This is a genomic window from Niabella soli DSM 19437 (assembly GCF_000243115.2).
GTDB lineage: Bacteria > Bacteroidota > Bacteroidia > Chitinophagales > Chitinophagaceae > Niabella > Niabella soli.
Genome location: NZ_CP007035.1, coordinates 1,067,243 through 1,084,026 on the forward strand (window position 1 = coordinate 1,067,243; position 16,784 = coordinate 1,084,026).

The 16,784-nt window shown below is 45.1% G+C and carries 12 protein-coding genes; 8 read left to right on the forward strand and 4 right to left on the reverse strand.

Annotated elements, in window-relative coordinates; translation table 11 throughout:
- Nucleotides 1–13: 13 nt before the first annotated feature.
- Nucleotides 14–415: a hypothetical protein gene (locus NIASO_RS04475; RefSeq protein ID WP_008583135.1), complete on the reverse strand. Its 402-nt coding sequence runs from the start codon at nucleotides 413–415 to the stop codon at nucleotides 14–16.
- A gap of 224 nt (nucleotides 416–639) precedes the next feature.
- Nucleotides 640–1,113 (reverse strand): helix-turn-helix domain-containing protein, encoded by a 474-nt coding sequence (locus tag NIASO_RS04480; RefSeq protein ID WP_245605223.1) that lies wholly within the window; start codon nucleotides 1,111–1,113, stop codon nucleotides 640–642.
- Between the two features lie 98 nt (nucleotides 1,114–1,211).
- On the opposite strand from NIASO_RS04480, the gene NIASO_RS04485 reads away from it, so the two are divergent.
- From NIASO_RS04485 to NIASO_RS04505, 5 genes are all read left to right on the forward strand, one after another.
- On the forward strand, nucleotides 1,212–1,811 hold the full coding sequence (locus tag NIASO_RS04485; protein ID WP_008583133.1) for a hypothetical protein: 600 nt from the start codon (nucleotides 1,212–1,214) through the stop codon (nucleotides 1,809–1,811).
- A gap of 32 nt (nucleotides 1,812–1,843) precedes the next feature.
- Nucleotides 1,844–2,446, forward strand: coding sequence for a hypothetical protein (locus NIASO_RS04490; RefSeq protein WP_008583132.1), 603 nt, complete (start codon nucleotides 1,844–1,846; stop codon nucleotides 2,444–2,446).
- A gap of 879 nt (nucleotides 2,447–3,325) precedes the next feature.
- Entirely contained in the window at nucleotides 3,326–3,910 is a 585-nt protein-coding gene (locus NIASO_RS04495; protein ID WP_008583131.1) for a hypothetical protein, read from the forward strand.
- 307 nt (nucleotides 3,911–4,217) lie between these two features.
- Entirely contained in the window at nucleotides 4,218–5,522 is a 1,305-nt protein-coding gene (locus NIASO_RS04500) for a glycoside hydrolase family 2 sugar binding (protein ID WP_008583130.1), read from the forward strand.
- Between the two features lie 148 nt (nucleotides 5,523–5,670).
- Nucleotides 5,671–7,674 (forward strand): DUF2961 domain-containing protein, encoded by a 2,004-nt coding sequence (locus NIASO_RS04505; RefSeq protein ID WP_008583129.1) that lies wholly within the window; start codon nucleotides 5,671–5,673, stop codon nucleotides 7,672–7,674.
- A 102-nt stretch (nucleotides 7,675–7,776) separates the two neighbouring features.
- Here NIASO_RS04505 and NIASO_RS04510 read toward each other — a convergent pair whose 3' ends face one another.
- Both NIASO_RS04510 and NIASO_RS04515 read right to left on the reverse strand, forming a co-directional pair.
- Nucleotides 7,777–10,008: a glycoside hydrolase family 127 protein gene (locus NIASO_RS04510; RefSeq protein WP_008583128.1), complete on the reverse strand. Its 2,232-nt coding sequence runs from the start codon at nucleotides 10,006–10,008 to the stop codon at nucleotides 7,777–7,779.
- 124 nt (nucleotides 10,009–10,132) lie between these two features.
- The gene (locus NIASO_RS04515) at nucleotides 10,133–11,665 is read right to left on the reverse strand and encodes a sulfatase (RefSeq protein ID WP_008583127.1); all 1,533 of its coding nucleotides are present in this window, start codon (nucleotides 11,663–11,665) and stop codon (nucleotides 10,133–10,135) included.
- 228 nt (nucleotides 11,666–11,893) lie between these two features.
- Here NIASO_RS04515 and NIASO_RS04520 point away from each other — a divergent pair, with 228 nt between their 5' ends.
- The 3 genes from NIASO_RS04520 to NIASO_RS04530 all read left to right on the forward strand — a co-directional run bounded on the left by NIASO_RS04520 (nucleotide 11,894) and on the right by NIASO_RS04530 (nucleotide 16,766).
- On the forward strand, nucleotides 11,894–14,209 hold the full coding sequence (locus NIASO_RS04520; RefSeq protein ID WP_245605224.1) for a PSD1 and planctomycete cytochrome C domain-containing protein: 2,316 nt from the start codon (nucleotides 11,894–11,896) through the stop codon (nucleotides 14,207–14,209).
- 16 nt (nucleotides 14,210–14,225) lie between these two features.
- Nucleotides 14,226–15,674 carry a DUF1501 domain-containing protein gene (locus NIASO_RS04525; RefSeq protein ID WP_008583124.1) on the forward strand — a complete coding sequence of 483 codons (1,449 nt, stop codon included), beginning with the start codon at nucleotides 14,226–14,228 and terminating at the stop codon, nucleotides 15,672–15,674.
- Nucleotides 15,675–15,740: 66 nt separating this feature from the next.
- Nucleotides 15,741–16,766, forward strand: a complete 1,026-nt coding sequence (locus tag NIASO_RS04530; RefSeq protein WP_008583122.1) for an NHL repeat-containing protein — start codon at nucleotides 15,741–15,743, stop codon at nucleotides 16,764–16,766.
- Nucleotides 16,767–16,784 lie beyond the last annotated feature (18 nt).

Sequence of the window (16,784 nt, forward strand, 5' to 3'; positions counted from 1 at the left end):
CGATCATCTTAATTTAATGTATCGATATCATTCCTCTGTTTTCTTCTTTCATTGACCATTGAACTTGCCAAGTTCTACCATCAAGTTGGTCAAGCAGTATGAATGTAAAAATGTTCTGTGTCGAGTAAAGAGTAAATCTATCGTTCGTTTCTTTGTCTGTCGTTATTAAAGTCTCTGTACTTAAATTTGTCACCGAGCGATTCTTCTCTTTTACGTCAAATTGAACCTGCCACATTTGTCCATTTCTGGTATTTAATTTTATAAATGTCCACATATTTTGCGTTGGAAAAAGTCGATATGCAACGGCATTACTCTTTTGTGTTAATTGTCCATCGCTTTGTTTCTTGTCAACTTGAGCAAATGATTGCTGCATTATTGTTAATGCAAAAACAATCGATAGCATAATTTTTGTCATAGTTTTTGGTTTTATGTTGATGCGGACCTCTCAAATAGGTGAAAGTTTATTTATTTGTAATCATGCCAATTAGTTTATAATAAATAGTCTATTTCTCGGCAATCAATTTTTCGAATTTTATACCCATTTCCCCCGCGTTAGGGATTGCAGCGGCATCCTTTTGTGAAGTGCAACGGAACAAAAGATATAGCGGAAAGCCCGACCCGTAGGGAACGCCCTAAAAATTATTTCTTTTCAATTAGTTTTTCCAACTTCTCAATCATTTCTTTTTGTTGCTGAAGCATGCGCTCGTATAGCTCAACCATTTTTTCAACAGGATTAAAATTGAAAGTAGGAAAAGCATTCACGCCATTTGATTGGTCGTGTGTATTAAATGTATTAGATATGATACTTACGGCATGTTCCTCATCAAAATTCTGTATGGCCTCCGCAGGTATTTTTAACGCAGCGGAAATTTGTTGGAGTAGGGGAGCGTCAATGGTTTCTTTTTGTTCCAGAAGGGAAATTTTTTGCTGGTTCCAGTCATCCCCAAGCTCATAGGCAAGGGCGTCCTGCTTTATACCCAGCATTTCACGGAAGCGTTTTACATTTCGGCCCTGATGTATTTTTTTGTCCATAGCACTTGTATTTGTCATAGGTTCAAATTTAAGCGTTAATAATGACTTTAAAGATACGTAAAATACACCGGTTAAAAACAAGGCGCCGCGTGTATTTTACAATGCCGCGATGTTGCATACAGACCTGCCGCGGGTATAGTTTTGGGGTGCTAATAAACAGATCACCAAAAATAATAACCATGAAAAACAAATTGCCCAAAGACCCGTTTGAAACGGCCTGCTGGTGCGGTGCCAGCATTGCCGATCCGCGCCAGGTGCTGGCGGAAGCCTTTACCAGCACGGATATTAAAACCCTACGCCGGGAAATTAAACAGATCATCAGCTATGCACAAGCGGATAAATTATACAAAGAGCACGCGCCTTGTGATGTGCTGCTGGATATGAAAATTGTACGCTCTGTATTAAAAGCCACCCATGCGCTGAAGAATGAAAAAGGCAGCCCGGTTGCCGTTGCTGCAAACGACATTTTTGATAAGAGCTGTTATTGTAGTCCGGGCAATAAAGCTAACCCGTGGAGCGATTTTCCGCGTTGTTTGTCCCAAAAAGAATTTTGTGATCCGTACCGGGTGTTTAAAAAGTTTTTTAAAAAACAGTCGCTACACCAATGGCTGCAGCACTGGGAGGAAATGGTAACCTGCGCGCTGAACTATTACGCCAGCGGGGCGGAGCTGCATGGACTGCCGTTTTACTTCCGGCTGGTAAAGCTGTCGGAGGCGGCGCACCTGGTAGCTGTACGGGAGGGGCATCGCCTTAAAAACGGCCTTGCGGATAACCACTGAAACCTATTTTATAACACCAAAATTGAATAACCATGAAAGGACCAGATTACATGAGCCAGTTAAACGGCCGGGAACAAAACGCCTTTTATTGTATTAAAAAGCTGGTTGCCGCACGGCTGCAGCCCCTGATCATTTATTGCTATGGCTGCGAAACGCTGGTGCATACCCGTCGTAATTGTTTTATGACCAAACAGCGAACCGAGCAGCGACAATTTAGCTGCGATCTGTTGCTGATCACTCCGGATGAATGTGTAATTGACGACGCGTTAAAAACCGAGGTTCAGGAAATTACCAGTCACCTGGGCAAGGTAAATATGATTATACACCCATTAAGCTTTGTAATTCAGCAATTAAATGCCCAAAACCTGTTTTTTAACTGGATATGCAGGAATGGAATGTTGTTGTTTGATAAAAACGCGTCCACCCAATTATTGCCGGCCGCCATTGGCCGGGAATATCGCCGGCAGGCGGAGGAATTTTATACGGGCGACCCGGAAATGACCAATTATTTGGAGGAAAAATTGCAGCCGGTTGTTGCTACACAGCATTTAAAAAAGGAGCATAACCAGGAACTAAAACCTATGGAAATAAGGCTGACGCTGGATCCGGGAAATGGCTGGTGGTCAGGAATATAAATAAAATTATTTTATATATAATATTTATAATAAAATAATAATTAATTGATTAATTACATTTATATAAATTTAAATAGGACAACAAAAGGCCGCCGGGTTAGGAGTTTGATATATTATGTTAAATAGGATTGCTGATCAGAATTGAGCCGTCAGGGGATATCGGAGGCTGTTTTAAAAGCTGAGCGCCTGGGAAAGCACTGGCTGGAGTTTACGCGGCTCTGGTGCGTAGCCGTTTCATAAAGATTCATTGGCAAAGCCGGCCATGGGAATCGCTCTTTTGTTTTAAATAGATTATGGGCGGTTCCCGCAGTGGCTTACCGGGTTTACAGAGCGCACCAGAATCCAGGGAAAAACTCCGTGCAGCGATCTATGGAACGTTTCGACAACCGGTGGGTTCAGGCTGATCCATTCAAGATGGTAACCTGTACAACGATACATCCGCGGGCAGTGATGGAAAATCTGTAAAACAAACGTCTCCGTATAGAAATATGGAGACGTCTCATTTTAAACCTAACCCTAAATACCGCACACGATGTCCTGGACGAATAGTCCATTAGAATCCCCGTATGCGATTTACAAAGATACGATATTTTCCTATAATTTATATTATGTTAAGTAATACATAACATCCTACTGTTCTTACCATATGCTGAACTTTTGAAAAAATCTTAATTTTAAAATACAAACCTGTGTTTCCTTACGCTTGCCTATTGGGCGGATTTGATATTGTGAAAGTAATGCTTCCTCATTTTTATACACACTCAAAACGGTTTTATGGGTTATCTGCAAAAATTGGAAGAAACAATAAAGAAGCACTCGAAAAACAATTGGTGATTGGTAGTAGAAACGGAATCATTAAGTAACTAAAATTATAGCAATATGATATTTAATAAAATATCGGCAGTAATTGGAATGACAATAACTATATGGCCTTCAGGTCTGCAAGACCTATGCTGCAAGGATTCTGAGTGCATTTCAGAAAATATTGTAGTAACTACTGCTATTACAACCGGGCATTTAGGTAATACAAACACCATAGACCCCTGGAAATTATTTACAAAAGCGGATGCTGATAAAATAATGGGCCAATCTACGCATTTAACAGATAGTTCTTCTAAAGTAAAAGGATTGTCATCTTCCTACCTATGCAGTTACAAGACCGATGTTACAGAACCCGGGACAGGGAAAACAGGGGCTGTCTATTTTCTGTTTGAACAATACCAGCAAATTTCCGGTGCCAAAAAACGATACGCAGATGTTATGCTGGCAAATAAACCACATGGCATTGAAGACATAAGTGATTTAGGCGATGAGGCCTATTTCCACACGGACGGTACGGGTTTTTACTTTATTATGGTCAGAAAGGGAAAAAATGTGTTCAATATAAAAGTGAATAAGATAATAAAAACGACCTCTTTGAGTGAGTTTAAAAAAACGGCGAGAAAAATAGCCGCAGCGATTTAGCGCCAGTTATAAGCGTCCAGCAAATGACCAGATTTCATCATGTATTGAAAGTAAATTATACTATCGTCATACCGAGCGCTACAAAGTGGAGCCGAGGCATCTCAGTGATACCGGACTCCCCGAGAATTGAGAGCCCCTTCCGCTTCTCCCGACTTTCGTCGGGATGCGGTCAGGGTGACGATTGGAACAATATTCACTTAAGTAACCGATCGAATTTTTAAAACCGTTTCTATAAATTTATACTCTTTATTATGAATCACTATACTTTATAAAAAGCCTGTGCGTTATCGTAAGAAACAAACACAGAATGAAAATACCATCTGTCCTTTTATTGACCGTTGCAGTGTTATTTGCCGTTGCGGGGGCTAACGCTGCTACACCTAATAATGATACATCCGTTATAACCTGCGATGGCCCATGGAAATTTAAGACCGGCGATAAACCTCAATGGAGCGCCCCGGATTTTAATGATGCCGGCTGGGAGTTGGTAGATCTGTCTGCCCCGCCGGGTGCGCATGATGGCGATGTTGGCCTTTCAGGCTATGTGCCCGGGTGGACGGCTAAAGGTCATAACGATTATTCCGGGTTTGCCTGGTACCGTTTAAAAATTTCATTGCCTGCTGTAAAAGGCGCCCACCTGGCTATAGCCGGCCCCCCTGCTGTTGATGACGCTTATCAGTTATTTGTTAACGGGGTGCTATTGGGCAGTGCCGGCGATTTTTCAGGCCCGGTGCCGGTTGCATACAGTATACGCCCGCAGTTATTTTTGCTGCCGGATAGCCTTAAAAATAAAAACCAGGTAACGATTGCCTTTAGAGTGTGGATGAGCAAAGCCACCATAAGTCAGCTCCCGGATGCCGGTGGGATCCATATTGCCCCGGTATTGGGTGAGCAAAGTAGTGTTGAAACGATATATAAATTCCAATGGGGTCAAACCATCAAAGGCTATATAGCGGAAGTGATACTGCCTGCTATATTCATACTATTGGCACTGCTGATTTTTATTTTGTACAAACCCCGAAAGCAGTACAAATGGTTTGTGATGGCATTAATCCTGCTTGCCCTGGTGCGCACCAACCAGGCTGTTTTTTACTGGCTCCAGATAGAGAGCGCTCATGCATTTGATCTGATTACCACGGTTATCCTGATACCGCTGGTGCTGGGTAGCTGGCTGCTGGCCTGGTGGCACTGGCACAAACTGGTACGACCTGTTTGGGTGCCGCGGGTCATCCTACTGCTTACCTTTATTTATATGTGCGTACAATTGCTGGGGCTTCCCTGGGTGGCTGAATCCCTTCCCCACACTGTTTTTGACACGCTTTCCAAAGCCATACGCCTGGTATTTGTTTTATTGCTATTGTATATTATCTACCGGGGCATACGGCAGCGCACAGAAGATAAAGGGCTTGTTTTACTGGCCACCTTGCTGGTTGCAACGGGTTTATTTGCACCCGAATTATCGGCGCTGCATATTCAGGGCATCTGGTTTCCTTTTGGTGTGGGCGTCTCGCGCTCTCAGTATGCTTATATGGCGTTTGATGTGATCCTGTTTATAATACTGATCCGTCATTATAAACGACAAAAGCAAGATCCTGGAGTTTTTAAGAAATAACATTTTTCCGATTCGTGTCCCCACGAATCAGGGCGACCAGCCGTGGCGCTGTGTCTCCACGCGCCACTTCAGGATAAAAATGTTATGTGCCGTTCAGGCTTTGTTGACCTGGTTTCTGGTATAAGTTTATTATTTTTAGTTGCAGATTATGAAACGACTTGTATTTATTGCCCTATACATTGCAGGATTTTTTGGTAACGTGCAAGGTCAATCCAATAACAATAACATTACCAGTGTTTTTCTTTCCCGCCTGCCTATTGTTCCTGATGGCACTCTATGGTGCGGTCAGTTTTCAAGCCATAGTCCGAATCAGCAAAACGGCGATGTAAATCATTTTTTATACAGGGATGCACAGGACGATGCGGTGATCTTTGATGTGCGGGCACCGGGCTGTATCAAAAGCATGTGGGCAACAGCGCTCGACTCCAGTGCTGTATTAAAATTTTATTTTGATGATGAAAACAGTCCGCGTTATACGATACGGGCGATTGATTTTTACCAGGGTCGGCTGCCCGGTTTTTCCAGACCGCTGGTTGCTTATCAACGGCGTGGCTATTATATCCGCGACTCCTATGCCGGCAATAGCTTTGCTCCCATTTTCTTTCAGCGGTCGCTTCGTATAAGTGTTAAGGGCAATCCATCGTTCTATCATATTTTGTATGAGAAATATCCTTATGGCACAAAGATCGACCCGGCAAAAACACAGGAGCAGCACGATTTTGTTTTAGCAGCATTTGGCAATCAAAAAACGTCCGTTGCAAAGTATCCGGCCCAACAAATACAAAGCAAGTTGTTACCACGCCAGGAAATCAATCTGTTCCGGCAGCCCGGCTCAGGATCCATTCGCTCTATTGAAATAGAAACAGATACCTCAGCAGCTTTTTTGAAAGATGTTTTTATTGGAATGATCTGGGATGAGGCGACACAAAAAGATGATAAAGCGCCCCGGCTGGCTTTTGAAGCGACCAATAACAGCCGGCAATACCAGGTGCTGGCGCCCATCGGGATGTTTTTTGCTACGCCTGATTATGTGCTCCCGGTTCAGTCGCTGCCGCTTTCTGTTGAAAGATCCGGCAAAGACCGGTTAAAGCTAACTTGTCGCTTTGTAATGCCCTACTGGCGCAATGCGCGGATCATTTTGCAAAACCGGTCGGAGCGCTCTTTTTCCAATATTCAATCAAAAATTGTGTATGATGCGACGCCTTATCCTGAAAATAAAACGGGCTATTTTACCACCTTTTATCGCAAGGGAATTACAGAATACGGAAAAGACTGGTTGTTTTTTGCATCACCGGGTACCGGCTGGTATGTAGGTACTGTACAAACCTGCCGGTTGGAGCATTATTGCGAGGGCAATGAACATTTTTATATGGATGGCAACCGCACGCCACAGATTAATGGAACAGGAACAGAAGATTACTACCTGGGCTGTTTCTGGCCCAGCAAAACCTATCATAGCCCGTTTGCGGGAAGTGTGAATGATGTGCGCCGGCTTAGCGGTGGGGATACCAGTCGGTTTCTTACTATATTTAAAGAAGACTATTTATTTCCGGCTGCTTATTACCGCTTTCACCTGGAAATGCCCCTTCCCTTCTATAATGCCATTGATGCCAAAATTCAACATGGAGCTGAAGATAATATTGCTTCTGAATATTCAAGCCTGGCCTATGCATATTTAAAGTCAACTCCCAGTCTTTCTGAAACAGATTTTATCGATGTAGGCAATGCCTCCAGCCGGGCGTTTCATGGCTATCATTGCAGTGATATGGCAACACCTGTATCCCTGCTGGCGCGATACGAAGGCGATAATGTATACACCACCATACAAGATGAGGGTTTGTCACACAAAGGCGGCCGCATCCGTTTTACAATTTCTATTGACCCGGATAATGCAGAGGTACGACTCCGGCGGCGCATGGATCAGGCCATAGCACGCCAGGAAGCGGATGTGTATATTGATGGTGTATTTGCGGGCACCTGGTATGACCCACAATGCAACCCGGTTTTACGCTGGTACGATTCGGAATTTCTGCTACCCTCCCATTTAACAAAACAGAAAAAACAATTGGCGGTGGAACTGCGGGTACATGGCATGGCCGCCCCTTTTTCTGATTTTGAATACAGGGCCTTCTGCTATAAGCGTTTTAAATAAGATAAAATATGGCGCCGGAACACTGTAAGCAAAATTGGAACAAAAAACAGAAGATAACGCAAATAGCTTCCACGTAATGGCGTAGAAGAATACATCAGAACATTATTTTTTCATCCAAATAACAGACAACGGCTTTTGCGCCTGTTTATCATCATTGGGCGGAAGATGCGGCGTTGTGGGTACCCGGTTCAGACGCGCATAATTGGGAATGGCAAGCAGCGGTGTACCGTCGGCCCACTTGCCTTTAATGGCCATGATTCCATGCAAAAAATTGGGCTGCCACTCCAAAGAAAGCGGTGCATTACCCAGGGATTGGTCAATATTGGGTTGATCGGCCTGCTCCACATTATAAACCAACGGCCCATAGCGCAACGCCACTTTATCCTGGTCTGCTTTGATCTTATTATCTGCCGTAACTTTTTGTATTTGCATGGGTATCGCCCAGGTTACCCTGTCTCCTTTTTTCCAGGTGCGCTTGATAACGGCATAGCCTTTTTCTATTTTTACCGGAACCGGCTGGCCATTCACCATCAATGATTCCAGCCCGCTTACTTGTGGAAACGTAGTATACAGTTTGCTGGTAGCACGGTTGGGCACCCGGATGTAAAGCGTAAACGCCTTTGTTTGCTTGGGGTTCACCACCAATGACATATTACCGCTCCAGGGATAATCTGTTTTTTGAATCATTTCCACATCTGTGCCGGCTACTTTTTCAACATTTATAGTACTGCCGATAAACAGGTTCACATATAAACCATCCGTTCCTTTTACATAGGTCCAGGTGGGAATCATCAGCAAGGTTCTGGGGATATTGCCCACGCAGCAGGGACAAACATGCCATTGGTAGCGGCCTTCGGCCGTGTTTAAGGGATTGGTATAGGTAAAGTTTTTTCCATTAAGATCCAATGAACCTAACAATGCATTGTACATCGTTTCTTCATAAAGATCGGCATATTTGGCATCATGATAAGCCAGGTTCATTTTATATTGAAAGAAGATCAGTCCGCAACTGGAGCAGGATTCACAATACGCATTATTGCCCAGTGAATAGTTGGGACCAAAACCTTCGGAGGTTTCGCCGCTGCCGATTCCGCCGGTGAGGTAATATTTTTTGTTCACCATATTATCCCATAACGACAACACGGCGCTTTGGTAATCCTTATCCCCTGTTTCGGCGGCCACATCGGCCATGCCGGAATAATTATACACCGCACGCACTGCATGGCCTACGGCTTCATATTGCTGCTGCACGGGCACATGGCTTTGATCGTATGAGCTGCCGCCGTTGCGACTGTCCAATAAAAATTTAGCCAGCCGGATATAGCTGTCGCCGTGACTTTTTTTGCCTTCCATATCATTTACAAAACGGCCAAAGCGCACCAGCGCCTGCTCCATTTCCTGATGCCCATCGTACCAGGTCTTTTTGCCGGGGCCAATATTGGCAACCCAGCAGTCGGCCAGCTTTTTAGCGGCATTGTACAGTCGTTTGTCTTTTCCTTCGGTAAGGGTATAATGATTGATGGCTGATTCGATAAAATAACCGGCCACATACCCTTCATGGTTGCCCCGCCGCTCCGGCGACCAGCGCTGGTGCCATTTGCTGGTATCGCGCAAGGTAAACGCCGTTTGTAAGTATCCATCGGGCTCCTGTGCCGACAGGATAATGGGGATCCATTTATCCAGCGTCTTTTTCATTTTAGCCTGTGCCGCAATCATTTCAGCGTCTCCCTGCGGATCTACCATCAGCGCTTCGCACATCGATTCTACTGTTTGGTGTACCCAGGCATTGGAAAACACATATCCTTTGTGCTTATTATGTGGCTCACCCCGCAGCGCTTTAGCCGCTTCAATAAAATTATCAATGCCTCCGTCGCCGGTGGTAAGATCGGTGCGCTCGCATTGATCGATGCACCAGGGGATCCAGTTAACGATCATGGTCTTCAGCCTGTCGCTCCACAATTTGCTGTCGATTTTATACCGTTTGGTGTATACCACATCCAGGCGTTTTGCAGGCGGTGGTTCATGCACACTCACTTTTAAGGTAGACGAAGTTGCCTGCGCCCCTTCTGTTGCCGTTAACTGCAGCACATATTCCCCCGGAGCAGAAAAAGTAGCTGTAGCGTCTTTTTTATCGGCATGGCTGAATACCACGGCACCCGGACCGGAAACCTTGCTCCAGGTTATTTTATCAGCCGATGATTTAATTACACCAGACAGATAGGTTTTTCCGCCGGTTACAACGTCCCGGTCTTCGCCTGCGTTAACCGTGGGCCGCTGACCAAAAAGGATCATCGGGGCTATCAGTAAAAATACCAGCAATCGGAAGGCTTTCATATTTATGGCACTATTAAATTTGAAATAATACTCCAAATATAAAAAATAAAATAATTGTAAAAACAACATTTATTTGCCGCAGGAGCCTCCCTTTTGTCGAAAGCAAAAAGCCCATTTCCCTATTCTACTTAACGAGCGCATCGGGCCAGGCTACCGGGATGCCGCTGCTTTTCCAGACTGGCATTTGAGCGCCTTTCCGTTTCAATTCAGCCGTCATTAACCGGGCGAGTTCTTTGAGCTGTTGCGGGTCGGATTTTGAAAGATCATGTTGTTCTCCCAAATCCTTTTCAATATCGTATAGTTCTAATTTTTGCTGTTTCATTAAATAAACCAGTTTCCATTTACCATAGCGCATACCGCTCGACCAGGCATAACCCTCGTCCTCATTGCTTGTCCAGCGGTTGGGATAATGGAACAATAAAGGGCGATCATTTTTCACCATTGCCGGATTCTTCAGCACCGGAATATAGCTGATTCCATCTACAGGCGTGTTTAACCGAATACCGGCCATTTCAAGCACCGACGGAAAGAAATCCTCGGCACTTACATAGCTGTTGGTACGGGTACCGGGTTGCACCACACCGGGCCACCTCACCATCACAGGAACCCGGATGCCCCCTTCATAAGGCGATCCTTTTCCTGCACGCAGTGGCAGGTTCTGCGTATTGCGCGCACCTCCCCTGCCTGCATTGGCCAAACCGCCATTGTCCGACATAAAAATGACCACCGTATTTTTCTCTATCTTTTTTTCTTTCAGGTAGTGCATGATATCGCCCAGGCTTTTATCCATGCCTTCAATCAGTGTGGCATAAGCCGCTTCCGTAGGATCCAGTCCGGCGGCAAGGTATTTATTAATAAATCTTTTGTCTGGCTGAATGGGCATATGCACTGCATAGTGGGCCAGGTATAAAAAGAAAGGCTTTTTGTTTTCCACAGGAAAATTCATGGCTGCTATTGCTTTTTGTGTGAGCGCCTCGGTAAGAAAAGTATCTTTCCCATAAAATCGCTGCAAGTCAGGCACGGCGTTAAAGGTTGTTTTGCCGGGCATATTGCCAAAGTTTTGTTCGCCGTAATAACTTTGGGGATGCCCCAGCGATGAACCGGCGATGTTTACCACAAAACCCAGGTTCATGGGGTCACTGCCCCCGCTACCCAGGCTTCCCCAATGCGCTTTCCCTACATGAATGGTAAAATACCCGGCTTCCTTCAACAATTGCGGTAAGGGCTTCTTACACAGGTAGGTATTTTGTTCAGCAATATTACTGAGCCCGTTTATATTCCATTTAGGTGCCGTTAACTGGTCGTCTTTAAAATCGGTTGCTTCGTTAGGCGTAATGGCGGTCCAGTTAGTAATATGGGTGCGGGCAGCGCTCATACCACTTATCAAACTGGTGCGGGTAGGCGTGCAAACGGAATTGGCATAAGCCTGGTGAAACAGTATCCCTTCTTTTGCCATGCGTTCCATATTGGGGGTGTGAAACTTATGATTCAATGCCATTGCCGAGTCACCAAACGGTTGCGAAGTATCCATCCAGCCCATATCATCTACCAGGAACAAAATGATATTGGGCTTTTGCGTTGTTTGCCCCGGTGATTGCTGTGCCTTTCCTGTACCCCAGCAACAGATAAAAAACAAAATCTTAAGATAGCCTTTCATTTATATTTTTTTTGTAAATCAAGAGCCTTTTGCCTTGCGGATTAAAATTAATGATTATATCCGGGCCGGCCTCCCCATTCCCGCAGGCATGTTTTACAACGCTTCCTTGCAAAACGCACCATAAGACAATCTATAAAAATAAAATTAAAATCCATTGTACATACCAGCCGGATGAGTAAATTTGGAGGTACATAAATTTATTAACGCGCTTTCTTATAATTGTTTGCCGTGAGATTTCCGATTACTATCAGTGTTATCGCTTTTGCATTAATGGGTGCTTTTTTGTTTTCAAGATGCAGCCATAAATCGAAAGGGGAAAACGACGGGTTGGTGAGTTATAACTATGATGTTCGCCCCATTCTATCCGACAAATGTTTTGCCTGCCACGGGCCTGATAAGAATAAGCAGGAAGCGGGTCTGCGGCTGGATATTGAAAAATTTGCCAAAGCTCCTTTACGGGAAACCAAAGGCGCTTATGCCATTGTGCCCGGGAAGCCGGAAGCATCGGAAATGATCAAAAGGATCACTTCTGCCGATGCGTCTTACCAGATGCCCACGCCGGAATCGCATCTGGGAGTGCTGAATGAAAATGAAATTGCCATATTGACCAAATGGATCAAACAGGGCGCTAAATATGAAAAACACTGGGCCTTTACCACTCCTCAAAAAACAAAATTACCGGAGATCGATGATCATAAATGGGCCAGAAATGAGATCGACTATTTTATAGAAGAAAAATTAGAAGCAAAACACCTCACTCATAACCCCGAAGCCGGTAAAGAAGCACTGCTGAAAAGAATTTCACTGGACCTTACCGGCTTATTGCCCGACATTCAATTACAGAAAGAGTTTGTTGCAGACAACAGTCCCCTGGCTTATGAAAAAATAGTTGATAAACTTTTATCCTCTCCACATTATGGGGAGAAAATGGCCATCCATTGGTTAGATGTTTCCAGGTATGCCGACAGTTATGGTTACCAGGATGATGACATCCGGACCCAATGGCCCTATCGTGACTGGGTGATCCATGCGTTTAATGAAAACATGCCGTACGACCGGTTCATTACCTGGCAACTGGCGGGCGATATGCTGCCGGATTCCTCAAAAGAAAAAATACTGGCCACTGCATTTTTACGCAACCACAAAATAACCGAAGAAGGTGGCGTTATCCCGGAGGAGTACCGCGTGGAATATAATCTTGACAAAGTAAAAACCTATTCCAGGGCTTTGCTCGGGCTTACCGTAGAATGCGCACAATGCCACGATCATAAGTATGACCCTATTTCCCAAAAAGACTATTACCAGCTCTTTGCATTTTTTAATAACAGCAAGGAAAAAGGATTAGAGGGATTGGTTAATTCCGGGCCGGCAAAAACGCCCGTGTTGACGATTACATCTGAAGATACCAAAAACCTGTTGCAATTCATTAATAAAAGAGATACCGCCAGTGTTAAAGTCTGCGTAATGGGCGAGCTGGACACGATGCGCGCCACCTATATTCTGAACCGAGGGGTATATGATCAGCACGGCACTGAGGTAACGGCCAGCGCGCTGCCGGCGGTGATGAAATTTGATACTACCAAATATCAAAAAAACAGGCTGGGACTGGCCGAGTGGACGGTAGATAAACGCAACCCTTTAACCGCCCGTGTTTTTGTTAACCAGCTCTGGGAACAGTTTTTTGGTAAAGGCATTGTAAAATCCACAGGCGATTTTGGCATGCAGGGTAACTTACCCACCCATCCCAAATTGCTCGACTGGCTGGCAGTAGATTTTATGGAACATGACTGGGATATTAAACGTCTGATCAAAGAAATAGTGACTTCTGCCACTTACCGGCAGTCCTCAAACATAACTAAAGAAGCGTTGGCAAAAGATCCGGAGAATTTATATTATGCGCGGGCGGCGCGGATACGGCTTCTGGCGGAAAGCATACGGGACATGGTGCTGGGCAGCAGCGGCTTGTTAGTGAACGAAATTGGCGGCCCCAGCGTAAAGCCCTATCAGCCAAAAGGCCTTTGGGAAATGGCTACCTCTGGAAGAGGATCCTTAACCGTATACCGGCAGGATAAGAACAATGACCTGTACCGGAGGGGTATTTATACCTTTATCAAACTAACGGTTCCTCCCCCATCGATGATCATTTTTGATGCCAGTAACCGGGATCAGTGCGAAGTAAAACGATTGACGACCAGTACACCGCTGCAAGCTCTGGTGATGATGAACGATCCTACAGTACTGGAAGCCTCAAGAGTATTTGCTGAGCAGCTCACCGCAAAGGAACGTAATCCGGAACAAGCCATCGGTAAAGCTTTTGAAAGTATTGTTTGCCGGGTGCCGGATAAAAAAGAAGCCGGTATTCTGACCGCCTATTATAACGATCAGTTGTCAACATTCAGAAAGAAGAAAGAAACGGTTAATAAAATTATCGATGTCGGCGAATATCCTCATCCGGACAATCCGCCGGACCCTGCGGCAACAGCGGCATTGGTGCGCGTCATCAACATGATCTACAATATGGAAGAAGCGATCGTCAGGATCTGATAAAAAACAAAATAGTATGGAAAAAGAAGCATATGAATATGGCCTGAACCAGAACCGCCGCCGGTTCCTTACCAAATTAGGAATGGGCATTGGCGGGGCCGCTTTAGGTACTCTTTTAATCCCTGACCTGTTCAGTGGCAAAGATGTTGAAGAAGCCATAGTTTCCGGTCTGCCCCATTTTGCACCCAAAGCCAAACGCATTATCTATTTGTTTCAGAATGGCGCGCCTTCACAACTGGATCTGTTTGATCACAAACCCAAGCTGCAGGAAATGCAGGGCCAGGATTTACCTGAATCGGTACGCCAGGGACAACGTTTAACGGGCATGACAGCGAACCAGGCAAAATTCCCCCTGGCCGGAAGCGTTTTTAAATTTGAGCAATACGGCGAGCACCGGGCATGGGTCAGTGAGCTGCTCCCCTACACTTCCCGCATTGTAGACGACCTGTGCATTGTAAAAAGTTTATATACGGAGGCGATCAATCACGACCCCGCCCTCACCTTTTTTCAAACAGGCGCCCAGGTGGGTAACCGCCCCAGTATGGGATCGTGGCTGAGCTATGGCTTGGGCAGCGAAAACAAAAACCTTCCTGCGTTCTGCGTGCTATTATCAAAGGGCAAAGGAAACGGACAGGGCGTGTATTCCAAATTATGGACGAATGGTTTTTTAGATTCGATACACCAGGGCGTACAATTCAGCAATGGCGAAAATCCTGTATTGTATTTAGGCGATCCCGACGGAATGGATAAAACGGAGCGAAGAAAAATGCTGGATAAACTGGCTGAGCTCAACAATGAGAACTATGCCGTGGCGGGCGATCCGGAGATAAAAGCAAAGGTACAGCAGTATGAAATGGCCTACCGCATGCAAACAGCGGTTCCGGAAGTAACCGACCTGAGCAAAGAACCGGAGTCTATTATTAAATTATACGGCCCTGATTGTTTGGTGCCCGGTACCTATGCGGCCAACTGTTTATTAGCACGCAAACTTTCAGAAAGCGGCGTCCGTTTTGTACAGTTGTACCACCAGGGATGGGATTCACATGGCAATCTTCCCAAAGAGTTAGCGGGACAATGTAAAGATACCGACCAGGCATCGGCTGCCCTGGTCACCGATTTGAAGCAAAGAGGATTACTGGATGAAACACTGGTGATCTGGGGCGGCGAGTTTGGTCGCACCAACTATTGCCAGGGCGCCCTTAGCAAAGAGAATTACGGGCGCGATCACCATCCCCGTTGCTTTACCATGTGGATGGCGGGCGGCGGCGTAAAACCCGGTGTATATGGAGAAACAGACGAGTTTGGATACAACATTGTATCGAACCCCGTGCATGTACATGATTTTCATGCTACGGCCCTGCATCTGATGGGTATTGATCATGAAAAGCTGGTATATAAACACCTGGGGCGCCGTTACCGGCTTACGGATGTGGCAGGTAAAGTGGTGAAAGGGTTGATGGCGTAGCAACGTCAATAGTCAATAGCGTTGTGCGTTCAGCATTACGCGTTGGGCATTTAATAAAAATAAATCATGAACAGAAAAGCATTTCTTCAAAATACAGCACTCGGCACCATTGGCGCCATATATGCACCCGAATGGTTGATAAAAAACGACGTGATCCTGGGCCAGGGCAAAAAACGGTATAAATTAAACACACGGTGGAGCCAGGCTGATGTGGCCAAATACCCCGTGAATAATTGTCATGAGATGTTGCAGGACCGTAAGGGCCGCATACTGTTGCTTACAGACGAAACAAAAAACAATGTAATCATCTATGATAAAAACGGGAAGTACCTGAATAGTTGGGGCACAGAATACCCGGGCGCGCACGGGCTGACCCTGTTTAATGAAAATGGTACAGAGGTATTGTTTATTTGCGATAACAAACGCCACCAGGTTATAAAAACAACAATCGACGGCAAGGTACTGATGGTATTGGATTACCCTAAAGAAACCGGTGAATATACAAAGGCCGATGAGTATATACCAACAGAAACGGCTATTGCAGCCAATGGCGATATTTATGTAGTAGATGGTTATGGAAAAGATTTTGTAATTCAATACGATGCAAAAGGCCGTTATATAAGGCATTTTGGCGGACGAGGCACGGAAGCCAAACACCTGAAAAATGCACACGGCATTTGTATAGATAAGCGAAAGGGCAAGCCGGTGCTCATTGTAACCTCCCGGCAGCAAAATGCATTTAAACGGTATACGATGGAAGGCGTTTACCTGGACTCGATCGAACTGCCCGGCGCCTGGGTATGCCGCCCTGTCATTCATGGCGACTATTTGCATGCAGCCGTTTTACAAAGCAACAGCCTGCAGGGAAAACAATCAGGTTTTGTAACCATCCTCGATAAAAATAATAAAGTAGTGTCCAATCTTGCCGGTAGTGATCCGGTATATAACGGCGGGCAACTTCAGGAAATGAGTCAGAGTCTTAAGGTATTCGATTATCCGCATGATGTGTGCATCGATGATGAAGAAAATATGTATGTGGCACAATGGAATTCCGGCAAAGTATATCCGTATAAATTGGAACTAATAGCCTAATAAGCGGTTTTCTTAATG